The organism is Streptomyces sp. NBC_00158 (genome assembly GCF_045160885.1).
Classification (GTDB): domain Bacteria; phylum Actinomycetota; class Actinomycetes; order Streptomycetales; family Streptomycetaceae; genus Streptomyces.
In genome coordinates, this window is sequence record NZ_CP108161.1 from 4,270,096 (window position 1) to 4,294,561 (window position 24,466).

Below are 24,466 nucleotides of genomic sequence, written 5' to 3' on the forward strand. Positions count from 1 at the left end.
CACGGGCCGAGGGCTTCGTCAGGCGTTGACGCAGGTGTTGCCGAAGGCCGGGTTCAGCAGACCGACCAGCTGGGCGGTGTTGCCGCAGACGTTCACCGGGATGTGCACGGGAACCTGCACGAGGTTGCCGGAGAGGACGCCGGGGGAGTCCTTGGCGACCCCGCTGGCGCCCGCGTCGGCCATGGCCGGGGAGGCGACACCGGCGGCCATCATCGCGCCGGCGGCCAGCACCACTGCCTTCTTGTGCTTCATTTTCTTTTCCAATCCTTCCCGCAGAGGTGTATCCGCTGCAAAAACAACAACGAGTGGGTCCGGGAAAAGAAACCGCGAATTTCCGGGGGCTTCTGCCCAATTCACTCCGATGCCCCGGGAGGGCGGTCGGGCCGTGAATTCGAACCGATAATTGAGGACGCCGGAAGGACGCTGGAGGGAGCCGGAATTACGCTGGCCCGGCACGCGGCGAGGCCGCCGCGACCCGGGGGTGCGACGGCCTCGCTCGGGGCGTTGCGTGATCAGCTGCCGGCGGAGACGTTGCCGGAGAGGATCGGGATGTTGTCCAGGATGTGCGACAGGGCCTCGTCACCCTTGGCCTGGGTGGAGTTCTCGGTGCACTGCTGGTTCTGCGGGCTGGACAGGACCGGGATGTCCTGGACGCCGACGTTGATGAGCGCGAGGATCGACTGCGCGTTGACCTTGGCCGGGAGGGCGATGCAGGGCTTGTTGAAGGAGCCCTGGATGAGCGCCATCTGGGGGCTCATGTTGCCGTAGGTGGCCTGGTTGCCGTAGATCTGCGCCGAGTTGTTGCCGTTGACGGTGTTGATGCCGTTGTCGTTCCCGACGGCCATCGCCTGCGGGGCCATGGCGGCGCCGAGGCCCAGGGTGGTGGCGGCAACCGCTGCGCCGGCCGCGAACTTCTTGATCATTATCGTCCCTTTTTTGCAGGATTGCCCGGTGCTGGAGCATCCGGATCAACGCCCGCGGCCCGGCTCGGGTTGCGTGGCTTCACCCGGATGCCGCCGTTTCGCGCGGCGCGGTTGACGTTCAGGCGTTCACGCAGGTGTTGCCGAACGCCGGGTTCAGCAGCGCGATCACGTTGACGGTGAGGCCGCAGACGTTCACCGGGACGTCGACGGGGACCTGGACCACGTTGCCGCTCGCCACACCGGGGGAGCCGGCGGCGACGCCGTCCGCCGAGGCCCCGCCGTGCGCGGAGGCGAGGCCCGCGCCGCCCATCAGCATCGCCGCGCCCGCGACCGCCACGGTGCTGCCGCGCATCAGCCTCTTCTTCATCTCCGTATTTCCTTTCGGTTCGAACGGTGGTGCAGCGCATAACGACCCGCCCACGGAGAGGGTGCGTGCTATCGCCCAAAAGGCCGTACGAGCGAGTCCGACGTGATTTCCAGCCCGATTTCTGACAAAGTTCACTCCTGTTTTGTCCCCTTGATCGAAAATGGAGACAGGGTCATGGGTTCCTCCCGCAGAATCCTCGGCACACTCGGCCTGCTGTCCTGCCTCACGCTTTCCGCGCACGTCCCCCAGGCGGGCGCCGCGGTGCCCGCCGGGCCCCGCGAATTGCCCCGGGTGCCCTTCACCCAGCGTTACCAGGCCGTGCAGCACGGCGGGCTGGTACGGGCCTCCAACTCCGCCATCAGCTGCCGCCGCGAGGAGAACGACCGGGCCGAGCCGTGCGCCGAGGTCAAGAAGGGCGCGGCGGGGGTCAACGGAGACTTCGAGATGTTCTACGACGAGGTCGACAAGGACCCGGACACCTACAACTCCACCCGGGCCGAGCTCAAGGTCCCGCAGGGCGCGAAGGTCTCGTACGCCCGGCTGTACTGGGGCGGGAACCTGCGGGTGGGGGAGCAGAAGCCGCCGGAGGACAACGGCCGGGTGCTGGTCGCCGAGCCCGGGGGCGCGTACAGGGCGGTGCTGGCCGACACCGTGATCGGGCACCACACCGACCAGGGCAGCGACGCCTACCAGGCCTCGGCCGACGTCACCCCGATGGTCCGCAAGGGCGGGGCGGGGATGTGGACCGTGGCCCAGCTCAACGTGGCCATGGGCCACTCGGAGGCGGGCGCCTGGGGCGGCTGGACGCTGGTCGTCGCGTACGAGCACCCGCAGGAGCCGCTGCGCAGGGTCTCGGTGTGGGACGGCTTCGAGTCGCTGGCCGCCGGCGCCGGCGAGGCCGCGGGGGAGACGGTGGAGGTCGCCGGCCTGGACGTGGCGCCCGGTGCCGCCGGGAAGGCCGGGGTGGTCGCGTACGACGGCGACCGGGGGACCCTCGGTGACTCACTGACCGTGACCGCCGACAGTGGCCGGCGGGTCAACGTCAGCGATGCAGAAAATCCTTTTAATGATGTTATGAATTCCACGATCACGGAATTCGGACGTCCCTCGTTCGTGCGACAGCCCGAACATATGAATAATCTCGGATATGACGCGGACGTGTTCGACCTGAGTCCCGCCCTGTCCGGTGGCGCCCGCAGCCTCAGCTTCAAGTTCGCGGGCGAAAGCCAAGGTCAATTCCTCGGTGTGCTCTTCGTTCAGACAGACGCGCGCCGCTGAACGCAGGAGACCACTCCACGTGCCAGAACACCCCTCGCCGGACCCGTCACCGGCCGGTTCCGGTTCCCCCGCCACCGTCCTCCACCTCGTCCAGCCCGTAGACGGAGGCGTCGCCCGCGTCGTCACCGACCTCGCACGGGCGCAGACCGCCGCCGGACTGCGCGTACTCGTCGGCTGCCCGCGCGGCGGACAGCTCGCCGACGCCGCCCGCGACGCCGGCGCCGAGGTGCACACCTGGCGAGCCGGACGCTCCCCCGGACCCGGGCTGCCCGCCGAAGTCCTCGGAGCCGCCCGGCTGGTCCAGCGCCTGCGCCCCGACCTGCTGCACGCCCACAGCGCCAAGGCCGGACTCGCCGGACGACTCGCCGTACGCGGCTCCCTGCCGACCGTGTTCCAGCCCCACGCCTGGTCCTTCGACGCCGTCAGCGGCACCACCGCCGCCCTCGCGCTCCGCTGGGAACGCATCGGCGCCCGCTGGGCCGACCGGGTGCTCTGCGTCAGCGAGGCCGAACGCCGGGCCGGCGAGGCCGAAGGGATCACCGCCCGCTGGGCCGTGATCCGCAACGGCGTCGACCTCACCCGCTTCGCCCCCGCCCGCGGCCGGCGCGACGGCGGCCGCGCCGAAGCCCGCGCCTCGCTCCGGCTGCCCGACGGCGGACCGCTCGCCGTCTGCGTCGGCCGGCTCTGCCCCCAGAAGGGCCAGGACGTCCTGCTGCGCGCCTGGCCGGAGGTCCTCGGCACGGTCCCCGGCGCCCGCCTCGCCCTCGTCGGCGACGGCCCCGACGCCGAACGGCTGCGCCGCACCGCACCCCCCGGCGTCCACTTCGCCGGCGCCGCCGCCGACATCCGACCGTGGCTTCGCGCCGCCGATCTCGTTGTACTGCCGTCGCGGTGGGAAGGCATGGCGCTCGCCCCGCTCGAAGCCATGGCCTGCGGCCGCCCGGTCCTGGTCTCCGACGTCAGCGGTGCACGGGAGAGCCTGCCGTCCGGCCAGGGACGGCTCTGCCTGGTACCGCCGGAGGACCCGACGGCGCTGGCCAAGGCCCTGGGACGGCTGCTCGCCGAACCGCGGCTGCTCACCGAACTCGGGGAGCAGGCCCAGCAACACGCCCGGACCGAGTTCGACGTGCGGCGGACCACGGACGCGGTCACCGGCCTGTACCACGAACTGCTGGGCAGGCCCCGGCCCTTGAACCAGGAGCGCATCAGCCGATGACGATGGACAGCGCACCCGCCCGGCACACCGGGCAGGGCGGCACGGGGCACGCCGGCGGCAGCGCCTTCGCCCCCGCGGCTCCCGCCGAACCCCGCCGTGCCGTGACCGCCATCCACCCCCCGCGCGGACCCCGCGCCGACCGGGCCCGCGCCGCCGTACGGCCGCAGCGGACCCGCCGCCGCGAAGGCGTCACCGCGCTGCTGACCGTCGACGCGATCGCCGCCGCCGTCACCGCGACCACCCTGCCCGCCGGCACCCTGCCCCCCGAAGCCGTCCTGCCCGCCGCCGCGCTCCTCACCGCCGTCCACGCACAGGCCGGCCTCTACCGGCCCCGCCTCGCCCCCTCCGCACTGCGCGAACTCCCCGCCCTGGCCGGACGCGCCGCCGTGCTCTGGGCCGGGGCCGCCGCCCTGCTCGCCGCCGCACCCCACCGCGCCCTCGGCTGGAGCGCGCTCCTCGGCGCCATCGGCCTCCAGGTCGTACTCGCCTGCGCGGGACGCGGGTTCGTCAACCAGCTCCGCCGCCGCGCCGCCGTACGACGCCCCGTCTCGGCGCTCGTGGTCGGCCCCGGCGAGGGCACCGGCGCCGTCGCCGCCGCCCTCCACGGCCGCCCCGAGTACGGACTGCGCCCCGTCGGCATCGCCGACACCGCGGCCCCCGCCGACGGGGACCCCGGCCAGCTCCCCGTCCTCGCCACCCACGAGGACGTACGCCGCGCCGTCATCCAGAACTCCGTCCGGCACGCCGTCTTCACCTGTCCCCCCGAGGCCGACGAACGCACCGCCTCCCTGGTCAGGCTCTTCCACGACCACGGCTGCCGGCTGTGGCTCGCCGACCCCGCCGGAACCGCCAAGGTCACCGGCATGCGCGTCGCGCAGCCCGCCGACCAGCTCTGGGGATACGCCGTCCAGCCGCTGCTCCCGCGCCCCTCCCGGCCGCTGGAACGCGCCGCGAAGCGGGCCATCGACTCCTGCCTCGCCGCCCTCGCGCTCCTCGCCGCCGCCCCCGTCATGGGCGTCTGCGCCCTCGCGGTCCGGCTCTCCGACGGACCCGGGGTGATCTTCCGTCAGGAGAGGGTCGGCCTGTACGGACGGCCCTTCACCCTGCTGAAGTTCCGCACCCTGCGCGCCGACGAGCACGAGTCCGCCACCCGCTGGACCGTCGCCGGCGACCGCCGCATGAGCCCCGTCGGCTCCTTCCTGCGCAAGTCCTCCCTGGACGAACTGCCCCAGCTGTGGAACGTCGTACGGGGTGACATGAGCCTGGTCGGCCCGCGCCCCGAACGCCCCTTCTTCGTAGCCAAGTTCAGCACCGTCCACCCCGGCTACGAGGCCCGCCACCGGATGCCCGTCGGCATCACCGGCCTCGCCCAGATCAACGGACTGCGCGGCGACACCTCCATCGAGGACCGGGCCCGCTTCGACAACCACTACATCGACACCTGGTCGCTCTGGCAGGACCTGTGGATCCTGGCCCGCACCGCCGCCTCCTTCTTCCGCTTCCGGCTGGGAGGGAGCTGAGCATGAGCCTCGCCGCATCCGCACCGCCCTCCGCGCCGCCGACCGCACCGCCCGCCGCGCCGGCTCCCGTGCGCGGCTTCGACACCGGCCCGCTGCGCCGCCACTGGCCGCTGCTGCCCCTCGCCGCGACCGTCCTGTTCCTCCTCGCCCCGCTCCCCGCCGGCGACGCGACCGCCTCCGGCAAGGTCGGCCCCGCCGACGCCGCCTCGCTGCTCCTCGCCCTCGTCTGCGGGATCCAGGCCCTGCGCGGCCGGGTGCGGACCCTGAGCCCGCTCGGAGTGCTCGTCCTCGGTGCCCCCGGCGTCGGGCTCGCCGTGTCCACGATGACCGCCGGCGACCCGTACGCCGCCCTGCCCGGGTTCGTGCGCTACCTCCAGGTCTTCGTGCTCGTCCCGGCGGCCGTGGTGCTGCTGGTGCGCGACGCCCGCGAGTTCCGGATCGCCGCCGGGTGCTTCGTCGTACTCGCCCTGGTCCAGGGCGCGGTGGGGGTCGTGCAGTACGCCACCCGGACCGGCGCCTCCTACCAGGGCGCCAACGTCCGCGCCGTGGGCACCTTCGGCCCCGGCGACGTGATGGGCATGGCCACCGTCGTCGCGTACGGGCTCGTCGTCGCCACCGCCGCGGCTCTCGCGCCCGGACTGCCCAGGCGGGTCCGCCGGACCGCCGGGGCCTGCGCCCTCGCCCTTGTGCTGCCGCTGGTGCTGTCCTTCAGCCGCGGTGCCTGGATCGCCACCCTCGGCGCGGCCGTGCTGGTGATGTTCCTCGCCGGGATCCGGCGGGCCCTGCGCGTGCTCGTCGCACTGGCCGCGCTGGGCGTCGTCCTCGTCGGCGGGCTCGGGGTCGGCTCCGAGATGGTCGCCGAGCGGCTCACCTCGATCACCCAGGTCTCCAGCGCCCCCGACCAGTCCGTCACGGACCGCTACACGATGTGGGCCGCCGCCGAGTCCATGTGGCGCGAGCGCCCCGCGGTGGGCGTGGGCCTCAAGGGCTTCCCCGCGCACCGCGACGGCCACTCCTCGCTGGGACTGTCCTCCGGCAGCGACACCGCCGGCGCCGGACAGGCCTTCATCAAGCAGCCGCTGCTGTCCCCGCACAACATGTACCTCCTCATCCTCAGCGAGCAGGGCCTCATCGGCCTGCTCGCGCTGGCGGGCGGCTGGGCCGCACTGCTGGTCGCGGGGCTGCGGCGGTGCGTGACGGGGACCGACCGGGCCGTCCGGGACTGCGGGCTGATCGCGACCGGGCTGTTCGTGTGGCAGCTGACCGACTTCCTGTACGCGGACATCGGCGGGCCGTCCACCGTGCTGACCGGCGTGATCATCGGGCTCGCGGCGTGGTGGGCCCTGCCCTCCACCGGATTCGGCACCGGCAGCGGCTCCGTGCCGGGGCGCGGCCCGCTGGCCGCCGAGGGGCCGGCCGGCCGGTGACCGACACGACTCCCTGGCGGCGGCCCGCGGCCGCGGCGACCGAAGTCGCCGCGGCCGCGGGCTCCGCGGGTACCGCCCCGGCCGTACCACCGGCCGGCCGCGGCCGCACCGTCCCGGACGCGGCCCCCGGCCCGGGCGCGCCGGATCCCGGAACCCCGGCGGGCGGACCCGCCCGGGTTCCGGGCTCCGACGGCCCGGGCCGGGGCGCGACCCCGGGCGACCAGGGCGCGCCGGACGGGCGCGGCCGCCCGACCGGCGGGCCGGACACGGGACGGGCAGGGGCGGGAGGTGGCCGGACGATGGCTGAGCCGTGGGGGTCGGACGTGCGGGACGCGGTACGGGACGGAGCACGGGACGCGGTACGCGACGGAGTGCGCGACGCGGTATGGGACGGGGCACGGGACGCGGTACGGGACGGAGCACGGGAGGTGGTGCGCGACGCGGTGCGCGACGGCGTACTGCACGACGCGCGGGCCGAGGCGCGGGCCGACGTGCGCGCGGACGCGCGGCCCGGCTACGCCGTCGCGGGCCGCCGCGCCACCCCGGCGGGCGCCGACGCCGCGACCGCCGCGCCCGACGGCCGGCCCGGCACGGCAGGCGCCGCGGACGCCCCGGCGGCCGCGGCACCCCGGCGGGGCGTCCTGGGCCCGCCGGCCGCCGGACGGGTCCCCGCGCGGCAGGCGCAGGGGCGGGGGCGGGGGCCGCAGGGCGAGCGGAACGGCCCGGGCGGACCCGGAACCGGTGACACCGGCGGCAGCGGGGCCGCACCGCTCGGCCGGTTCCTCGCCAAGGCCGCCGCCGTCACCGCCGGACTGACCGCCGCCGGGGCCGTGTTCGGTCTCGTACGCGACCAGACCATCGCGCACCTCTTCGGCGCCGGGCACGACAGCGACGCCTTCCTCATCTCCTGGACCGTCCCCGAGATGGCCTCGACGCTCCTCATCGAGGACGCCATGGCCCTGCTGATGGTCCCCGCCTTCAGCCACGCCCTCGCCCGCCGCGCCGCCAGCCGGGCCGGCCTCACCCGCCGCGAGGCCCGCGCCGCCGACCCCGTACGCCTCCTCGTCGGCGCCACCCTGCCCCGGCTCGCCGTGTTCCTCGCCGCCGTGGCCTCCGTGCTCATCGTCGCCGCACCACTCGTCGTCGGCGTCCTCGCACCCGGCCTGCCCGACCCGGAACTCGCCGTCCAGTGCACCCGGATGACCGCCCTCACCGTCATCACCTTCGGCATCGCCGGCTACTTCAGCGCGGCCCTGCGCGCCCACCGCTCGTTCCTGCCGCCCGCCGCGATCTACGTCTCCTACAACGTCGGCATCATCGGCACCATGGTCGCCCTCCACACCCTGTGGGGAGTCCGCGCCGCCGCCGCCGGAGTCGCCGTCGGCGGGCTGCTGATGGTCCTCGTCCAGCTCCCCGCCTTCATCCGCAACGTCGGCTTCGCCCCCAGCCGCGCCAAGGGCGCCCCGCGCAACCAGCGCGACCGGGACCGGCCCACCCTCATCGCCTTCGGGGTCATCGCCCCCGTCATCTTCTTCGCGGTCTTCCGCCAGTCACAGGTACTCGTCGAACGCTTCCTCGCCGCATCCCTCCCGCCCGGCGCCATCTCGCACCTCAACTACGCGCAGAAGGTCGCGCAGATGCCGATGGTGCTCTCCCTGATGATCTGCACCGTCACCTTCCCCGTCGTCGCCCAGGCCATGGCCGGCGGGGAACGCGAGAAGGCCCGCCGGCGCGTGGAGCAGGACCTGGCACTGGCCTCCCTCGCCGTCCTCATGGGAACGGCCCTCGTCATCGGCTACGCCCCGCAGATCATCCAGGTCCTCTTCGAACGCGGCGCCTTCACCCACCAGGACACCCTCGCCACCGCCTCCGCGATGCGGGTCTACGGCCTCGGCCTCCTCGGCCACTGCCTCGTCGGCGCACTCTCCCGGCCCTTCTTCTCGACCGCCCGGCCCACCTGGTTCCCGGCGCTCGCGATGGGCGCCGGACTCCTCGTCAACATCGTCGCCGGAGCCCTCGCCGTCGGCTGGTGGGGCACCTACGGCATCGCCGCCGCCAACGCCGCCGGCATCTCCACCGCCGCCGCCATGCTCCTCACCGGACTCGGCTCCCGCATCATCGCCATCCAGGTCCGCCGCGTCGCCGTCAGCATCGGCCGGCTCGCCGTCGCGGCCGCCGCCGCCTGCGGCACCGGCTGGCTCGCCGGCCCGATGATCGCCGACCCGCTCCTCAGCGCCGCCCTCGGCTGCCTGCTCGTCCCCGCCATGTTCGGAGCCACCGGAATGGCCATACGGGCACTGGAGATCACCGCCCTGCCCGGCCAGATCGCCCAGCTCGGCTCGCACACCGCGAACCGGATCACCCAGCTCACCCAGAGGTTCCGCAATGTCCGCTGACACCGACACGGCCCCCGCCGCCGTGACGGGCCCCGCCCGCCGGAGCACGTCCCCGTGGGTCCTGATGTACCACTCGGTCGCCGAGTTCACCGACCCCGCCGAGGACCCGTACGGGATCACCGTCACCCCGGCCGCCCTGGAGGCCCAGCTGCTGTGGCTGCGCTCCCGCGGGCTGCGCGGCGTCGGAGTCGGCGAACTGCTGCGGGCCCGCGCCGCCGGCCGCGGCCGCGGACTCGTCGGGCTCACCTTCGACGACGGCTACACCGACTTCCTGACCCGAGCCCTGCCCCTGCTGCGCCGCCACGACTGCACGGCCACCCTGTTCGTCCTGCCCGGCCGGCTCGGCGTCGACAACGTCTGGGACCCGCTGGGCCCGCGCAAGCCCCTGCTCACCGCCGAGCAGATCCGCGAAGTCGCCGCGGCCGGACAGGAGATCGGCTCCCACGGGCTGCTCCACCAGGACCTCACCGCCGCCCCCGACGACGTCCTCCAGCAGGAGCTGCGCGGCAGCCGCGAGCTCATCCGCGAGCTGACCGGCACCCTCCCCGAGGGCTTCTGCTACCCGTACGGCCACCTCGACGCCCGGGTCGTCGAAGCCTGTCGCACCGCCGGGTACGACTACGCCTGCGCGATCTCCCCCGGCCGCCTCGCCGGCCGCCACGCCCTGCCCCGCACCCACGTCAGCCAGGCCGACGGCCCCGCCCGGCTGCGCGTCAAGCAGCTGCGGCACCAGGTGCGGGAGCTGCGCAGGAAGGTGCTGCGGTGAAGGACGACAAGGGCGTGAAGGAGCTGAAGGACCCCAAGGACGTCAAGGACCTCAGGGCCCTGCACGTCATCACCGGGCTCGGCGTCGGCGGCGCCGAACAGCAACTGCGGCTGCTGCTCCGGCACATGCCGATGACCTGCGACGTTCTGACGCTGACCAACCCCGGCCCGGTCGCCGACGGGCTGCGCGCCGACGGGGTCCGGGTCGTGCACCTGGGCATGCGCGGCAACCGCGACCTCGGCGCGCTGCCGAAGCTGGTCCGCTTCATCCGGCGCGGCCGCTACGACCTCGTCCACACCCACCTCTACCGGGCCTGCGTGTACGGGCGCCTCGCCGCCCGCCTCGCCGGCGTCCCGGTCACCGTGGCCACCGAACACTCCCTCGGCGAGGGCGAGATCGAAGGCCGCCCGCTCACCGGCGGGGTACGCGCCCTCTACCTGGCGAGCGAACGGCTCGGGGCGGCCACCGTCGCCGTCTCCGGCACCGTCGCCGCCCGGCTGGAGGGGTGGGGCGTGCCCGCCGCCCGGGTGCACGTGGTCCCGAACGGGATCGAGTCCGCCCGCTTCCGCTTCGACGGGGGCGTGCGCCGCGCCGCCCGGAGCCGGACCGGGCTGCCCGAACGCGCCTTCGTGGTGGGCGGGGTGGGACGCCTGGTGCCGGGCAAGCGGTTCGACGTACTCGTGAGGGCCGTCGCGGCACTCCCGGGCGCACACCTGCTGCTGGCCGGGGACGGCCCCGAACGGGCCGCGCTGCGGACGCTCGCCGCCGAACTGGGCGCCCAGAGCCGCATCCACCTGCTCGGTGAGCGCGACCCGCTCGGCGACAGCCTCGACGGGCGCACCCCCGGGATCCCCGCCCTGCTGGCCGCCATGGACGTCTTCGTCTCCCCGTCGCGGGAGGAGGCGTTCGGGCTCGCCGTCGTCGAGGCACTGGCCGCCGGGCTGCCCGTGCTGCACGTCACCTGCCCCGCCATCGACGACCTCCCCGCCGCCGAGGCCCCGGGGGCCCGCCGGATCGGCACCGGCACGGAGGAACTGGTCGCCGCGCTGCGCGGGCACATGGAGGCGGGCGCGCGCAGGCTCCCGCCGCCCCCGGTGGTGCGCCGGTACGACATCGCCCGCACCGCCGCGCAACTCCTGGACGTGTACGCCCTCGCGCTGGCCGCGCCGGGGGAGGGGCCGGCACCGGTGCCCGTGCCGGGGGCCGGTGCGGCCGTGCCGGGGCCGGCGGCTGCGGCGTGCCCGCAGGGCTCCGCGACCGACCTGCCCCTGCCCGTGCCCGGCCCGGCGGCCGGCCCGGGCGCGCCGACCGGATCCGGCCCCGCCGTGCCCGTCCTCGACACGGCGGACAGCCGGGACGCGGTCGCTCCGGCCGGGGTCGTTCCCGTCGGGCCGTCCGTGCCGGGGCCGCTGCCCGCGGCGCCCCCGCAGGGTCCGGCACCCGCCGTGCCCGTGCCCGGGCCCGCCGGCGGGCCGCACGACCGCGGAGCCGCACCCGCCGCACCCGCCGCACCCGCCGCGGACCCCGGACCCCGGACTCCCCCAGCCCCCGCTGGGAGGTGCCCCCAGGTGGGGCCGGCCCTCGCCGAACCCGGCGGGGACGGCTGAACCCCCTTCGCTCCACCCCCGGCCAGGGGAACGGCCGGGACCGCACCAACCCCCCTCCACCCAGGAAGGCACCGCACATGGCCGACACCCCCGACCAGAAGAAGTCCGACCACCGCTCCGGGCGCAAGCGCCGGCTCCTGCCGCCGCCCGCCTGGTGGCCGCTGCCCGCCTGCGCCCTCCTCGGCCTGGCCGCGGGCGGCGCGTACGGGGTGCTCAAGGCCCCCGAGTACGCCGCCACCAGCTACGTGGTCGCCGTACCGAACGAGACCACCGAACCGGCCACCGCCCTCGGCTTCGCCCAGGCCTACGGCCGCATCGCCACCAGCAGCTCCACCCTCGCCTACGCCCAGCCCCGCGCCGGCATCAGCGCCCAGCGGCTGCGCACCCAGGTCCGCGCCGAGACCTCCCCCGACTCCCCGATGATCGCCATCACCGGCACCTCCAAGAGCCCCTCCGAAGCCGCCGACATCGCCAACGCCGTCGCCGACGCCCTCTCCCTGAGCAGCAACCAGGCCGCGAAGAACACCGGCGTGCAGCTGCTGCTGTTCAACCAGGCCGTCGCGCCCAGCGACCCCGCCTCCCCGTCCGCCGCCATCAGCGGAGCCGTCGGACTGTGCGCCGGCGGCCTCCTCGGCGGGCTGTGGCTGCTGGCCCGCCCGGCCCGCCGCAAGGAGCAGGGGACGGGCCGCCCGGCGGTGGAGGAGTACGCCTCGCTGCCCGCCCAGGGCGAGCACACCGAGACCAAGGAGAAGGAGTCCGTGCGATGACGCAGGGCTCCACCGGGGCCCTGACGGTGACGCTGTGCCGAGACCCCCGGCAGTTCGCCGCGCTGGAGGAGTCCTGGAACCGGCTCGTCCGGAACTGCCCCACCGCCACCCCCTTCCAGAGCCACGCCTGGCTGCACTCCTGGTGGCTGTCGTACGGGAAGGACGGCCGGCTCCGGGTCCTGCTCGTGCGGCGCGGGGAGGAACTGGTCGGCGCGGCCGCGCTGATGCTCGTACACCGGCCGCTGCCGCGGCTGGTGCCGCTCGGCGGGCCGATCACCGACTACTTCGACGTGCTCGTCGCCGCCGAGTACGCCGGCCAGGTCGTCCCCGCCCTTGCCCACGGGCTGCACCGGGCCGCCCGCGCCGCCGTCGTCGACCTGCGCGAGGTGCGCCCAGGGGCGGCCGCGGAGGCACTGTACGAGGCGTGGCCCGGGGTCGGCGCCAAGGCCGCCGACTCCACCTGCATGGAGCTGCCCGCGCTCCCCTTCGACCAGCTCGTCAAGCGGATGCCCGCCTCCGGCGCGCAGCGCGTGCGGGCCAAGCTGCGCAAGACCGACGCCGCCGGGATCGAGGAGCACGAGGTCACCGAGCGGGAGGTGCCGCAGGCCGTACGCACGCTGCTGCGGCTCCACGAGAAGCAGTGGCGGGGCCGCGGGGTGACCCCGGAGCACCTGCGGCCCCGCTTCGCCGAGCACCTGACCCGGGCCACCCGGCGGATGGTGCGGGCGGGGGAGGGCCGGCTGACCGAGTTCCGGCTGGACGGCAAGGTGGTGGCGTCCAACGTGACGCTGCTGTCGGCCGCGCTGAGCGGCGGCTACCTGTACGGGGCCGACCCGGACCTGCGCGAGCGGAAGGTGGACGTCGCAACGCTGCTGCTGCGCTACGAGGCGGGCCGGGCCCTGGAGGAGGGCCGGCCGGTGGTGAGCTTCCTGCGCGGCAACGAGCCGTACAAGAACCACTGGCGGCCCGAGACGGTGGTCAACCAGCGCCTGCTGCTGGCCACCCAGTCGCTCGCGCCCCTGCTGCGGCTGTACGAGTCGCAGATCACGGGGCGCGAGCGGGCGGTGGACGCGCTGCGCGAGGCGGTGCCGGCCGCCCGCGACTGGCGGGCGCGGCTGAACGAACTGCGGGTGCGATGACCCGTCTCCGTCTAGAAGGGCCAGAAGCCGGAGTCCTTGCCCCAGTCGAAGCGGAAGCAGACGGACTGGTTGCCGAAGAATCCGTTCAGCCACTCGCCGAAGTCGAGCGGCAGGCACCACTGCCTGCTGTTGTTGGGCTGGGGCTTCGGCTCGGGCTTGGGCACGGTCGGCGTCGGGGTCGGCGCTGTCGGCTGGGGCCTGGGCGCGAGGGGGCTCGGGGACAGCACCGGAGGTGCGGGAACCGGGACCTCGGGGGAGGGCTCCGGGGACGGCTCGGGCGGGAGCGGGGGCGGGACCGTGACCTCCGGCGACGGGGTGACGGGCACCGGCTCCGGTTCCGGGAGGGCCGGGGTGGGCTCGACGGGCGCCGGAGCCGGGTCGACCGGCGCGGGCCCGACCGGCGGCACGGAGGCCTCGGGGGCCGGGGTCTGCGGGGCGGGCACGTCGGGCTTGGGGGCCTCCGGCCTGGGCACGTCGGGCTTGGGCACGTCCGGCTTGGGCACGTCCGGCTTGGGCACGTCGGGCTTGGGGACGTCCGGCTTGGGCACCTCGGGCTTGGGGAGGCCCGGCTTGGGGACGGCCGGGGTCGGGAACTGCGGGGTCGGGACCTGGGGCGTCGGGAGGTCCGGCTTGGGGACCACCGGGGGCGTCGGGACCACGGGCGGCGTCGGGACGACCGGCGGCGTGGGGACGTTCGGGGTCGGCTCGGCCGGCTTGTGCTCGCCCATCGCCTCGCGGAAGACCTTCGCCGACTGCGGGTTCTGCTTGCACCGCCACACGCCGTGCGGGCAGTAGTCGGTGATGGTGTGGTAGAGCGGCTTGTGCTGCTCGATCCACTTCAGCATCTGCCGCACGTACTCCGCGTTGTCCCCGTTCCGGAACAGCCCCCACTCCGGGTACGAGATCTGCTTGCCGTGTGCCTTCGCGAAGTCGACGTGCTGCTGGAGCCCGTACGGCTGGCTGACGTGCTCCTCGAAGGTCCGGCCCGGACCCTGGTCGTACGAGTCCATGCCGATGACGTCGACCACGTCGTCGCCGGGGTAGCACTTGGTCCAGCCGATCGCGTCCGTCCCCCGGTTGGGGGCGAAGTCGAACTTGAACCGCTGCCCCGGCACGGAGCGCATCGTGGTGACGATGCGCTTCCAGTACGCCTTCCAGTGCTCCGGGTCGGGCCCGCAGCGGTGGGTGTACGTGGTGCCGTTCATCTCCCAGCCGAGCACGATCACGGTGTCCGGGACGCCCAGGGCCACCAGCCGCTCGGCGAGCTTGCGGAAGTGCCGGTCGTACTGGCCCTCCGCGCCGGCCCGGATCAGCTGGACCACCTGCCAGTCGGGCACCCGGTCCTCGTTGCGGGCCTGCATCGGCACGTTGAGGACGAACATCCGGTCGTCCCGGGCCCGGCGCCACTCGGCCCAGTCCGCGAGGAAGGTGACGTCGCCCTCGATGCCCGGCCACTGGTCGCCGGGGAGATAGGTGTGCCCGACCCGGATCTCCCTGCCGCCGAGCCAGTGCGACAGGTAGGGGATGCGGGCGACCCCGGGCGGCCCGTAGCCGAGGTAGGCGCCCATGGCGGTGTCGGAGCCCTTCGGGGCCTCTTCGTCCGGGGCCGCGAGCGCGGCGCCGGTGGCGAGCAGCCCGGCCGTGACCGTACCGACGCAGGTGCTCACCAGGCGGTGGCGTGGTCTGGGCATGGCGTCTCCCGAGCATTCGCGAACCGGTGTGCTTGCAAAAGACGTTAGACATCAGATCTGACGAATGGCCTGTCCGGTGGCCGCTGGGTAGGCCATTCGCAGGTGCGCATCCTCTCCGCTTGGTCCGACTAGGTGAAAGACACCGTTCCCATGAACGCGTTCGACGGCCGTGTGCCCGCTGTTCTGCTCAGACTCGATCGGAATCCGTTCCACCACGGAACCCTCGGCGCCGTCAGATCCCTGGGGCGCAAGGGCGTGGAGGTCCATGCCGTCGTCGAAGCCGGGGGAGGTCCCGTGGGGCGTTCGCGCTATCTGCGCGCCGTGCACGCCGGCCCGGAGGGCGGGTTGGACCCGGAGGCGCCCGAGGCGCTGCTGGAGTGCCTGGTCGGGGTGTCGGAGCGGATCGGGCGGCCGGCGGTGCTCGTGGCCATGGACGACATGAGCGCGATCGCCGTGTCCCGGGTCGCACCGATGCTGACGGACCGTTTCCGGATCCCCCATCAGCCCGACGACCTGCCCGCCCGGGTGGCGGACAAGGCGGAGCTTTCGCGGCTGTGCGCCCGCTGGGGCGTCCCGCACCCGGAGACCGTGGTCCCGGCGAGCGGCGCCGAGGCGGCGCGGGCCGCGTGGCGGCTCGGGCTGCCGGTGGTGGCGAAGTGGAGCCGGCCGTGGCTGCTGCCGGCCGGCACCGGGCTGCGGAGCACCACGCTCGTCAACACGGCCGCCGACGCACGCCGGTTGTACGAGCGCTCCGCCGAAGCCGGGAGCCGGCTGCTGCTCCAGCGGTTCCTGCCCGCGGGGCCGGACACCGACTGGTTCTTCCACGGGGCCTTCGCGCGCGGCGGGCGGCCGCTGCTGGCCGGCTCGGGCCGCAAGGAGCTGTCCTGGCCGGTGCGGACCGGGCTGACGGCGGTGGGGCGCTGGCTGCCGGACCCGGCGGTGGAGGAGTCGGCGCTGCGGCTCGCGCAGCGGCTCGGCTACCAGGGGATCCTGGACCTCGACTTCCGCCGAGACGAGTGCGGCACGTTCCGGCTGGTGGACTTCAACCCGCGTCCGGGCGCCCAGTTCAGGCTGTTCGCCGACGACTCGGGGCTCGACGTGGTGCAGGCCGTGTACCTGGACCTGACGGGCCAACGGGTGCCGACGCCGACGGGCGGGCCCGGGAGGGTCTTCGTGGCGGAGAACTACGCGCTGCTGGCCGCCGTACGCGGCCGCGCGCTGCCCCGCCGGGCCGCGGCCGTGCCCGCTCAGGCCCAGGGTCCGGCGGGTCCGGCGGGGGCCGGGTCCGGGCGACGCGGCAGCGAGGCGCGGCCCGGCCCGGTGCGGGTGCTGCCGCGCGGGGAGCGGGGACGGGTGGAGACGGCCTGGTTCGCCCTCGACGACCTGTGGCCGTTCCTGGCGATGCTCGGCGCGCTCCTCCGGCGCGGCTTCGGCAAGGGGGCCCGCGCCCTGCGGGGCGTCCCCGCGCAGGGGCGGCGTACGGTCCGCGCGGTGCGGGCGCCGCGCCAGCGCGGCGGCGAACGGTCGTGGCCGCGGTCCCAGCCCCCGGGACCGGCTGCGGGCCAGGCCCCGCCGGGGGCTTCGGCGGAGCCGGACGAGCTGGTGAGCCGGTGAGACGGTGACGTGCGGTGGGCCGGTGACGCGGGGTGGGCCGGTGCGATGTGGCGCGGCGGTGGCGCGCTGAGGCGGTGAGGGGGTGGGGGGGGGGTGACGCCGTGACAGGTGACGCGGCGTCTCGTTCCGGCGGTGCGGTGACGCGGTGGCGTGCCGTACCGCGGTGTTCCGGTGGCCCGGTGTCCTGGTGACCCGGCGCCCTGACGGCTTGGTGACTCGGTGGCGATCTGGTGGAAGGAGTGGCCGTGAGGCGGACGGACGATCTCGTGGTGATCGGCGCCGGCCCGTACGGGCTGTCGATCGCCGCGCACGCGGCGGCGGCCGGGCTCGGGGTACGGGTGCTGGGCCGGCCCATGGCGTCCTGGCGGGACCACATGCCCGAGGGCATGTACCTGAAGTCGGAGCCCTGGTCCTCCAACCTCTCCGCGCCCGGCGGCCGCTACACCCTGGCCGACTACTGCGCCACCCGGGGCCTGGCCGCCGAGCACGGCAGCCCCCTGCCCATCGGCACCTTCAGCGCGTACGGGCTCTGGTTCGCCCGGCACGCGGGCCTGCCCGAGGTGGAGGAGGCCACCGTCACCGAGGTCACCCCGCAGGGCGACGGGTTCCTCGTCCGCACCGCGGAGGGGCCGCCGCTGCTCGCCCGTACGGTGGCGCTGGCCGTCGGGGTGATGCCCTTCACGCAGTACCCGGAGGCGCTGCGCGAGCTGCCCCCGGGCCACTACTCGCACAGCAGCGGCCACCGCGACCTGTCCCGCTTCGCCGGGCAGGAGGTCGCCGTCCTGGGTGCCGGGCAGGCCGCCCTGGAGACGGCCGCGCTGCTCGCCGAGGCGGGCGCCCGGCCGTCGCTGGTGGCCCGGCGGTCCCGGCTGAACTGGAACACCGTCCCGCAGCCGCTGGTACGGCCGCCGGTCCGGGCCCTGCGCGAGCCGCACAGCGGGCTCGGCACCGGCTGGCGCAGCTGGGTGTGGTCGGAGCTGCCGTGGGCGGTGCGCCGGCTGCCCGCGCCGACGCGCGAGCGGATCGCCGCCACGGCGCTGGGGCCCGCCGGGGCGTGGTGGCTGCGGGACCGCTTCGAGGGGCGGGTGCCCGCGCTGATGGGACACCGGCTGAACCGGGCGGTGGCGGTGGGCGGCCGTACCCGGCTCGGGCTGACCACCTCGGCGGGGGAGTCCGTCGTACTGGACACCGCGCACGTCATCGCGGCGACCGGGTTCGCCCCGCGGCTGGACCGGCTGGAGCTGCTCGACGCGCGGCTGCGGGACGCGCTGGCCACCGTGGGCGACAGCGGCACGCCGGAGCTGAGCGCGGGCTTCGAGTCCTCCTGGCCGGGGCTGTTCTTCGCGGGGCTGCTGACGGCTCCCTCATTCGGACCTTCCATGCGATTCGTGCACGGCGCGGGGTTCACGGCGGGGAGACTGGTGAAGGGAGTCCGCAAGCGCCTCGGCGCCCGGGGTCCGCTGCCGGGCTCCTCCGGCGCTGCCCGGCCGGTCCGGGCCGCCGCCGGGCGACCGGAGACGTATCTACGCTGAGATCCACCTGAGAGGGGTCCGCGATGGGCGCGGAGCGAGCACAGGGCGGCCGTGGCTGGGTGCGCATCCCCGCCAGCCGCGGGGAACAGGCCCCGGCCCGGGCGGCGGGCCAGCCGCCCCGGGCGGGAGCGGGCCAGCCGCCCCGGGCGGGAGCGGGCCAGCCGCCCCGGGGGGCGGCCGGCGCACCGTACGGATGGCGGTCCCCCGGCCATCACGGGGCCGGTGACCAGCCCTCGATCTACCTCTCCCTCGTCAAGCGGTGGCGGGAGGCCGGGCGCACCCTTCCGGGGCATCCTGACGAGGAGTGGGAGCGGCTCATCTCCCAGCCGTGCTGGCCAGGCCGTTAGGTGGTGTGTCTCTCGTGGCAGCGGCGGAGCGCGACGACCCGGAACGCGACGAACCGGAACGTAGTACTCCCGGTCCGGTGACCGGTCCGGCGACGGGGCCGGCCACGGCTCCGGCGACGGCTCCGGCGACGGCTCCGGAGACGGGGCCGGCGACGGGGCCGGGCAAGGGTCCGGTCGCGGGTCCCGCGAAGGGGCCGGTCACGGGCCCGGGGGAGCGGCTCGCGCTCAACGGCATGGGCAGCTTCGAATGGGACCTGGACGCGGGCACCCTCAGCCTGGACGAGGCCGGCCTGGCCGTCTTCGACCTGGAGCCGGCCGAGTTCGACGGGACCCCCGGGGCCCTCGGCGCGCGGATCCCCCCGGACGACGCGGCCCGGCTCTCGGACACCGTGACCGCGGTGCTGGAGGCCGGCGGGTCGACGTACGGCTCGTACTTCACCGTGCGCCGGCGCGACGGCCGCGACCAGTGGACCCACACCACGGGCCGGGTGCTGCGCGACGGGGACGGCAGGCCCCTGCGGATCGCCGGGATCGTCCGGGACGCCACCGCCGAGCTCGCCCACGCGACGGTGCTGCGGAAGCTGGAGAACGCCCGCACCCAGCAGGCCGCCATCGTGCAGCGCACCACCGAGGCCCTGTCGCGGGCGGTCACCGTGGACGACGTGACGGCCGCCCTGACCGGCGCGGGCGCGCTGGAGCGGCTCGGCGCGGACGGGCTGGCCCTGGGCCTCGTCGAGAACGGCACCATCAAGATCATCGCGCTCAGCGGGGAGACCCTGGAGATCCTCAGCGAGCGCAAGTTCACCCGCCTGGACGGATCGCTGCCGCTCTCCCAGGCCATCCTCAGCCGGCAGGCACGTTTCGTCACCTCGCTCACCGAACTCGCCGGCGAGTTCCCGCTCCTCGCCGACTACCTGCGCCGCATCCACTACGACGCCGCCGCCTACCTCCCCCTGATCGCCCAGGCCAAGGCCATCGGCGGACTCGTGCTCTTCTACCGGCGGCGCACAGAGTTCAGCCCCGAGGAACGCAACCTGTGCCTGGGCCTCGCCGGCATCGTCGCCCAGTCCCTCCAGCGGGCGCTCCTCTTCGACCAGGAACGCGAGTTCGCCACCGGCCTCCAGGCCGCCATGCTGCCCCGCCGCATCCCCGGCATCACCGGCGGGGAGATCGCCGTCCGCTACCACTCCGCCTGGAGCGGCCGCGAGGTCGGCGGCGACTGGTACGACGTGATCGCCCTGCCCCGCGACCGCGTCGGCATCGTCGTCGGCGACGTACAGGGCCACGACACCCACGCCGCCGCCATCATGGGCCAGCTGCGCATCGCCCTGCGCGCCTACGCCGGCGAGGGCCACCCGCCCTCCACCGTCCTCGCGCGGGCCTCCCGCTTCCTCGCCGAACTCGACACCGAACGCTTCGCCACCTGCATGTACGCACAGGTCGACCTGGAGACCGGAGGCGTACGGGCCGTCCGCGCCGGCCACCTCGGCCCGCTCATCCGCCACACGGACGGCCGAACCGGCTGGCCCAACGTCCGCGGCGGCCTCCCCCTCGGCCTCGCCTCCGTCTTCGAACAGGAGGACTTCCCCGAGACCCGCCTCGACCTGGTGCCCGGCGAAACCCTCGTCCTGTGCACCGACGGGCTCGTGGAGGAACCCGGCACCACCATCACCGCCGGCATGGACGCCCTCGCCCACGCCGTCCGCAGCGGCCCCCAGGGCGCCGGAGCCCTCGCCGACCACCTCCTGGACCGGCTCTGGGAACGCTGGGGCTCCGGCGACGACGTGGCCCTGCTCGTCCTGCGCCGCGCCCCGGACCCCGGCACCCACCGGGCGCCGCGCATCCACCAGTACGTCCACCAGGCCGACCCCGAGGGCCTGTCCGAGGCCCGCTACGCCCTGCGGCAGGCCCTGCGCGACTGGGGCATGGCCGAACTCGCCGACGACGTCGAGCTCGCGGCGGGGGAGCTGCTGGTCAACGCCCTGCTGCACACCGACGGCGGGGCGGTGCTGACCATGGAGGTGCTGCCCGAGCCGGTGCGGCGGATCAGGCTGTGGGTCAAGGACCGCTCCAGCGTGTGGCCGCGCCGGCGCACCCCGGGCGAGGCGGCCACCACGGGGCGCGGGCTGCTGCTGGTGGACGCCCTGGCCACGCACTGGGGGGTGGAGTCCCGGGGCGACGGGAAGGCCGTCTGGTGCGAGTTCGACGCCGGGGGCACCCCGCGCGGCACGGGGTGACCGGGCGGTCACCCCGGGTTGTGGGGTCCGGGGTCCGGGGCGATGATGCCGCCATGGAACGGATGCTGGTTCTTCGGGACGTGCCGGTCTTCCAGGGCGCCCCGCTGCCGATGGGGGTATGGTGCGCCGCCTGACCAGGGGCGCGGTCACGGGGATCTTGGCGGTGCTGGCGGTACTGCTGCTGGCGGCCGGGGGCCAGGCGGTCGTCGACTGGACGACGGGGCGTCCGCACACGGACCCCGGATGCCAGACGGTCGCGTTCATGTCGATGACGGGCGTCGCGCCCGAGTGCCGGTAGCGGCGGCTACCGCACCCGCGCGGCCGGCCGCGCCCCCTACGGGTGCTCGACGACCTGGACGGCCTTGTCGTCCAGAGCGACCGTGTCGATGCCGCGGGGCAGCAGACCGCCCGAGAAGTGGATCTCCTGGAGCTCCGCCACGGCCCTCGCGGCCCCCGGGTGGACGCCCCCGCTGAGCGGGCTGTCCGCCACCCACTCGTGCTCGGCGCCGTCGCAGACGACCCCGCCCGCGCCGATGCTCAGCCGGGTGCCGTCCTGGATGAGCGTCGCCTTGATCTGAACCGCCCCCGAGGGTGAAGCGGCCTCGCAGTGGTAGGTGCCGGAAAGGGTGATGGAACCGTCCCGGGCGATGTGAGCTTCCGACTGTACGGAAATTCCCTGATTGAAAACGGTGGCGTGGGCGGGAGCCGTGAACAGGGCGGTCGCGGCCAGGGCGGAGAACGCCCCGAGGGTCATTCGGCGGGCGTGCGTGCGCATTTTTCCTCCAGGTGGGTGGGGGTGGCGGGAATCCACCGGAACGCATTGTGCTGGCAATTGGCGGGCGACTCGTTCCGTGCGCTCGTGTCGGTGTGTGCAATTCCCCGCCCGGGCGCGTGAGACTGGCCGGAAATACTCCCCGCCCCGAAGATCCCCGAAGGGGTTCCCGCATGCGTCAGCCCGCCTCCCTGCCCACCTCGGTCACCGTCCTGGCCGCCGCCGCCCTGATGCCCTTCCTGCTGCTCACCGCCACCGCCTGCCAGAGCGCCCCCGAGGGCGCCGCGCTCGCCCCCGCCGCGGCGCCCGCCGTCCCCGTCGACGACGGGGCGCCCGGCGGCGACGAGGAACCCGCCGCCCAGGACCGGTCGGCGGCGGCGCCCGGCGCGGCGAAGGACGCCCATGTGGGTGACTCCGTACGGGTGCAAGGACACGAGGTGGGCCGCCACCTCCAGGCGGTGCTGAACGCGTTCGTGGACCCGGCCGTCAGCGTCGAACCGAACTACCAGCCGCCCGCCGGGAAGCGCTGGGTCGCCGCCTCGATGTCGTTCGTCAACGTCGGCGGGGCCTCGTACGGGGCGCTCGGGCGCATGTGGGCGTACGACGGCGCCGGCAAGCGCCACCCGGTGGTGCGCACCGGCGAACTGACGACCGGCAAAACGCTCGTCTTCGATTCCCTCGCGGTCGGTGAGCGGGCCGAGGGATGGGTCGTGTTCGAAATTCCGGAAAACCAGAAGATCGTGCGGCTCCAGTACCAGGACGCGAACATGCAGCCGAATTCCGGAGGGGGATTCTGGTCGGTCTAGCCCGCGCGGGTGAAGGGCCGTGAAAGGGCCCGGCGCCGGAGCACTAAGGTGCGCGCATGACTTCTACGCAAGCCGAAACCGACCGCAGCCTGCTCGGCACCATTTCCGTGCTCGCCTGGATCGGCGACCCCGCCGAAGGCCACGACATCCCGTACCTCCTCGCCTACACGCTCGGCGACGGGCCGCAGGGCCGGGAGGCGGGCGAGGCGGCCGCCCGCGGGCTGCTGGAGGAGATGGGCCTGGGCATCGGCGACATGGTCAACGGGACCGAGAAGCCGCAGAAGTTCGACGTGAAGATCGTCCTCGCGGACAACCAGATCGCGCTGACCCTCCCCGGACTGAACGCCACCTGCACCGCCCCCGACGAGTGGGTCGCCGCGGCCACCGAGAGCGGCCAGGCCTACTTCCTCTTCGCCACGCGCGCCTGGCCCGAGGCCGTCCCCGGCAAGCCCGTGAGCGCGGAACTCCTCCAGGCCTTCGCCGGCGACGAGAGCGTGCTGACCAGCAGCGCCCACTGCATCGTCGCCGTCCAGAGCCTGCAGCGCTAGAGCGGGCAGGCCCCCCTACGCGGCAGCCGCCGCCGCGCCTGCGGCGGCCGCCGTGCCCCGGCCGCCGGGCTCCCAGCCTGCCCGGCGGCCGGCCCCCTGCGCGGTTCCCCGCGCCGGGGCCCATGCGCAGGCCCCCCATGCGCAGGCCCCCCATGCGCAGGCCCCCCATGCGCAGGCCCCCCATGCGCAGGCCCCCGTGCGCCGGTTCCCGGCGCCGGTCCCGCCGGATCAGGCCGGGTGCTCGAACGCGAACCGCAGCGAGCGGACCCGGTTGTCGAAGTTCGAGCCCGCCAGATCGGGCAGCCCCACCGCCCGCAGCCCCACCGGCCGGGTGAGCAGCTCACGGAAGAGCGCCTTCATCTCCACCCGGGCCAGATGGGCGCCCAGGCAGAAGTGCGGGCCACCGCCCCCGAAACCCAGGTGAGGGTTGGGCGAGCGGGTGATGTCGAACGCGTCCGGGTCGGGGAAGACCGCCTCGTCACGGTTGGCCGACGCGTAGTACAGCACCACCTTCTCCCCGGGCAGGAACAGCCTTCCGCCCAGGCTGTGTTCGGCGGTGACCGTCCGGCGGAACTGGATGATCGGCGTCGAGTGCCGGATCATCTCGTCCACCGCGCCGTCCGCGTGCTTCTCGAAGTCCGACAGCAGCAGGTCCCGCTGCTCCGGGAAGTCCGTGAGCAGCGCCAGCCCGTGACTGATGGCGTTGCGAGTGGTCTCCACCCCCGCCACCATCAGCAGGCTGAAGAAGGCACCCAGCTGGCGGGCGCCCAGCGCCTGGCCGTCCACGTTCGCGCACACCAGCGCCGAGATCAGGTCGTCCGTCGGGTTCTTGCGCCGCTCCCGCCCGATCCCCGCGACCATCCGCTGCATCCGCGCCAGCGCCCGCAGACCCCGGCCGGGCATCCGCAGCCGTGCCGCCAGCCCACGCTCCACACCGATGTTCTCGGAGGCGTGGTTGACCCGGTCCGCGATCTCCGCCCGGTAGTGCTCCGGGATGCCCATCATGTTGCAGATGACCTCCAGCGGCAGCCGCGAGGACACCGCGGAGACGAACTCGTCCGGGGAGTCCGCCAGCACGTCGTCCACGATCCGGGCCGCCACCGCGTGGATGTCCTCCTCGGCCGCCGCCAGCAGCCGCGGCGTGAACGCCCGCTGCACGATCTTCCGCAGCTGCGCGTGGTCCGGGCCGTCCAGGTTGACCATCGAGTCCCCGAACAGCGCCCGCACCCACCGGGCCGGCTCCGGCGTCGTCACCCCGGGCGCGCTCGCGAACACCTTCGGCAGCCGGCTCGCCTCCTGCACGTCGGCATGCCGCACCAGGGCCCAGTGACCACCCCCCTCGGGGACGAACACCGGCGAGTCCAGCGCACGCAGCCGGGCGAACGCCGCGAGCCGCTGCTCCGGCGGCCGCTGCCAGAAGCCCGGCTCGGCCAGTTCCCCTCCGGGGTCGGTGCCGGAGCCGTGCCGTTGCGGGGGGAGTGTCATGGGGGCTGTCTCTTCCTGTAGCCGTTCC

20 protein-coding genes and 1 pseudogene are annotated in these 24,466 nt (G+C 74.7%); 15 read left to right on the plus strand and 6 right to left on the minus strand.

Annotated features, from left to right (window positions below):
* Positions 1-18: 18 nt before the first annotated feature.
* From OG553_RS19810 to OG553_RS19820, 3 genes are all read right to left on the minus strand, one after another.
* Positions 19-252 (minus strand): chaplin, encoded by a 234-nt coding sequence (locus OG553_RS19810; protein WP_125603606.1) that lies wholly within the window; start codon positions 250-252, stop codon positions 19-21.
* A 260-nt stretch (positions 253-512) separates the two neighbouring features.
* The gene (locus OG553_RS19815) at positions 513-923 is read right to left on the minus strand and encodes a rodlin (protein ID WP_405980263.1); all 411 of its coding nucleotides are present in this window, start codon (positions 921-923) and stop codon (positions 513-515) included.
* A 118-nt stretch (positions 924-1,041) separates the two neighbouring features.
* Positions 1,042-1,290, minus strand: a complete 249-nt coding sequence (locus OG553_RS19820) for a chaplin (RefSeq protein WP_385764164.1) — start codon at positions 1,288-1,290, stop codon at positions 1,042-1,044.
* Positions 1,291-1,392: 102 nt separating this feature from the next.
* Here OG553_RS19820 and OG553_RS19825 point away from each other — a divergent pair, with 102 nt between their 5' ends.
* The 9 genes and pseudogenes from OG553_RS19825 to OG553_RS19865 all read left to right on the plus strand — a co-directional run bounded on the left by OG553_RS19825 (position 1,393) and on the right by OG553_RS19865 (position 13,406).
* Positions 1,393-2,568, plus strand: a complete 1,176-nt coding sequence (locus OG553_RS19825; protein ID WP_405980264.1) for a DUF3344 domain-containing protein — start codon at positions 1,393-1,395, stop codon at positions 2,566-2,568.
* A gap of 19 nt (positions 2,569-2,587) precedes the next feature.
* Complete coding sequence (locus tag OG553_RS19830) at positions 2,588-3,784, plus strand: glycosyltransferase family 4 protein (protein ID WP_405980265.1); 1,197 nt, start codon at positions 2,588-2,590, stop codon at positions 3,782-3,784.
* A complete protein-coding gene (locus OG553_RS19835) occupies positions 3,781-5,304 on the plus strand; it encodes a sugar transferase (protein ID WP_405980266.1) in 1,524 nt (507 codons plus the stop codon). Before OG553_RS19830 ends, OG553_RS19835 begins: the two co-directional genes overlap by 4 nt.
* A 2-nt stretch (positions 5,305-5,306) precedes the next feature.
* Complete coding sequence (locus OG553_RS19840) at positions 5,307-6,731, plus strand: O-antigen ligase family protein (protein ID WP_405980267.1); 1,425 nt, start codon at positions 5,307-5,309, stop codon at positions 6,729-6,731.
* A 299-nt stretch (positions 6,732-7,030) separates the two neighbouring features.
* A complete protein-coding gene (locus tag OG553_RS19845) occupies positions 7,031-9,127 on the plus strand; it encodes a lipid II flippase MurJ (RefSeq protein ID WP_405980268.1) in 2,097 nt (698 codons plus the stop codon).
* Positions 9,117-9,893 carry a polysaccharide deacetylase family protein gene (locus tag OG553_RS19850; RefSeq protein ID WP_405980269.1) on the plus strand — a complete coding sequence of 259 codons (777 nt, stop codon included), beginning with the start codon at positions 9,117-9,119 and terminating at the stop codon, positions 9,891-9,893. Before OG553_RS19845 ends, OG553_RS19850 begins: the two co-directional genes overlap by 11 nt.
* Positions 9,894-9,916: 23 nt before the next feature.
* Positions 9,917-11,053, plus strand: a pseudogene (locus OG553_RS19855) (glycosyltransferase); the annotation flags it as partial.
* A 524-nt stretch (positions 11,054-11,577) separates the two neighbouring features.
* The gene (locus OG553_RS19860; RefSeq protein WP_405980270.1) at positions 11,578-12,267 is read left to right on the plus strand and encodes a lipopolysaccharide biosynthesis protein; all 690 of its coding nucleotides are present in this window, start codon (positions 11,578-11,580) and stop codon (positions 12,265-12,267) included.
* The gene (locus tag OG553_RS19865; RefSeq protein ID WP_405980271.1) at positions 12,264-13,406 is read left to right on the plus strand and encodes a GNAT family N-acetyltransferase; all 1,143 of its coding nucleotides are present in this window, start codon (positions 12,264-12,266) and stop codon (positions 13,404-13,406) included. The genes OG553_RS19860 and OG553_RS19865 overlap by 4 nt, the downstream gene beginning before the upstream one ends.
* Before the next feature lie 11 nt (positions 13,407-13,417).
* On the opposite strand, the gene OG553_RS19870 is transcribed toward OG553_RS19865, so the two are convergent.
* Positions 13,418-15,097: a glycosyl hydrolase gene (locus OG553_RS19870; protein ID WP_405980272.1), complete on the minus strand. Its 1,680-nt coding sequence runs from the start codon at positions 15,095-15,097 to the stop codon at positions 13,418-13,420.
* Between the two features lie 294 nt (positions 15,098-15,391).
* On the opposite strand from OG553_RS19870, the gene OG553_RS19875 reads away from it, so the two are divergent.
* From OG553_RS19875 to OG553_RS19890, 4 genes are all read left to right on the plus strand, one after another.
* Positions 15,392-16,711, plus strand: coding sequence for an ATP-grasp domain-containing protein (locus tag OG553_RS19875; protein ID WP_405980273.1), 1,320 nt, complete (start codon positions 15,392-15,394; stop codon positions 16,709-16,711).
* A 245-nt stretch (positions 16,712-16,956) separates the two neighbouring features.
* Positions 16,957-18,243, plus strand: coding sequence for an NAD(P)-binding domain-containing protein (locus OG553_RS19880; protein ID WP_405980274.1), 1,287 nt, complete (start codon positions 16,957-16,959; stop codon positions 18,241-18,243).
* Between the two features lie 352 nt (positions 18,244-18,595).
* On the plus strand, positions 18,596-20,827 hold the full coding sequence (locus tag OG553_RS19885; RefSeq protein WP_405980275.1) for a SpoIIE family protein phosphatase: 2,232 nt from the start codon (positions 18,596-18,598) through the stop codon (positions 20,825-20,827).
* 118 nt (positions 20,828-20,945) lie between these two features.
* Entirely contained in the window at positions 20,946-21,125 is a 180-nt protein-coding gene (locus OG553_RS19890; protein ID WP_405980276.1) for a hypothetical protein, read from the plus strand.
* Positions 21,126-21,161: 36 nt separating this feature from the next.
* On the opposite strand, the gene OG553_RS19895 is transcribed toward OG553_RS19890, so the two are convergent.
* Complete coding sequence (locus OG553_RS19895; protein ID WP_405980277.1) at positions 21,162-21,602, minus strand: DUF6299 family protein; 441 nt, start codon at positions 21,600-21,602, stop codon at positions 21,162-21,164.
* 170 nt (positions 21,603-21,772) lie between these two features.
* Between OG553_RS19895 and OG553_RS19900 the strand changes: the two genes are divergently transcribed.
* Both OG553_RS19900 and OG553_RS19905 read left to right on the plus strand, forming a co-directional pair.
* The gene (locus OG553_RS19900) at positions 21,773-22,405 is read left to right on the plus strand and encodes a DUF4352 domain-containing protein (protein WP_405980278.1); all 633 of its coding nucleotides are present in this window, start codon (positions 21,773-21,775) and stop codon (positions 22,403-22,405) included.
* Between the two features lie 56 nt (positions 22,406-22,461).
* Positions 22,462-22,953, plus strand: coding sequence for a DUF5949 family protein (locus OG553_RS19905; protein WP_405980279.1), 492 nt, complete (start codon positions 22,462-22,464; stop codon positions 22,951-22,953).
* Between the two features lie 228 nt (positions 22,954-23,181).
* On the opposite strand, the gene OG553_RS19910 is transcribed toward OG553_RS19905, so the two are convergent.
* A complete protein-coding gene (locus tag OG553_RS19910) occupies positions 23,182-24,438 on the minus strand; it encodes a cytochrome P450 (protein WP_405980280.1) in 1,257 nt (418 codons plus the stop codon).
* Between the last annotated feature and the right edge of the window lie 28 nt (positions 24,439-24,466).

Coding starts and splice junctions, on each gene's coding strand:
- OG553_RS19820 (WP_385764164.1), bottom strand. CDS start 1,290: ATGAAGAAGAGGCTGATGCGCGGCAGCACCGTGGCGGTCGCGGGCGCG.
- OG553_RS19860 (WP_405980270.1), top strand. CDS start 11,578: ATGGCCGACACCCCCGACCAGAAGAAGTCCGACCACCGCTCCGGGCGC.
- OG553_RS19815 (WP_405980263.1), bottom strand. CDS start 923: ATGATCAAGAAGTTCGCGGCCGGCGCAGCGGTTGCCGCCACCACCCTG.
- OG553_RS19890 (WP_405980276.1), top strand. CDS start 20,946: ATGGTGCGCCGCCTGACCAGGGGCGCGGTCACGGGGATCTTGGCGGTG.
- OG553_RS19810 (WP_125603606.1), bottom strand. CDS start 252: ATGAAGCACAAGAAGGCAGTGGTGCTGGCCGCCGGCGCGATGATGGCC.
- OG553_RS19845 (WP_405980268.1), top strand. CDS start 7,031: ATGGCTGAGCCGTGGGGGTCGGACGTGCGGGACGCGGTACGGGACGGA.
- OG553_RS19900 (WP_405980278.1), top strand. CDS start 21,773: ATGCGTCAGCCCGCCTCCCTGCCCACCTCGGTCACCGTCCTGGCCGCC.
- OG553_RS19850 (WP_405980269.1), top strand. CDS start 9,117: ATGTCCGCTGACACCGACACGGCCCCCGCCGCCGTGACGGGCCCCGCC.
- OG553_RS19870 (WP_405980272.1), bottom strand. CDS start 15,097: ATGCCCAGACCACGCCACCGCCTGGTGAGCACCTGCGTCGGTACGGTC.
- OG553_RS19910 (WP_405980280.1), bottom strand. CDS start 24,438: ATGACACTCCCCCCGCAACGGCACGGCTCCGGCACCGACCCCGGAGGG.
- OG553_RS19835 (WP_405980266.1), top strand. CDS start 3,781: ATGACGATGGACAGCGCACCCGCCCGGCACACCGGGCAGGGCGGCACG.
- OG553_RS19840 (WP_405980267.1), top strand. CDS start 5,307: ATGAGCCTCGCCGCATCCGCACCGCCCTCCGCGCCGCCGACCGCACCG.
- OG553_RS19895 (WP_405980277.1), bottom strand. CDS start 21,602: ATGCGCACGCACGCCCGCCGAATGACCCTCGGGGCGTTCTCCGCCCTG.
- OG553_RS19905 (WP_405980279.1), top strand. CDS start 22,462: ATGACTTCTACGCAAGCCGAAACCGACCGCAGCCTGCTCGGCACCATT.
- OG553_RS19865 (WP_405980271.1), top strand. CDS start 12,264: ATGACGCAGGGCTCCACCGGGGCCCTGACGGTGACGCTGTGCCGAGAC.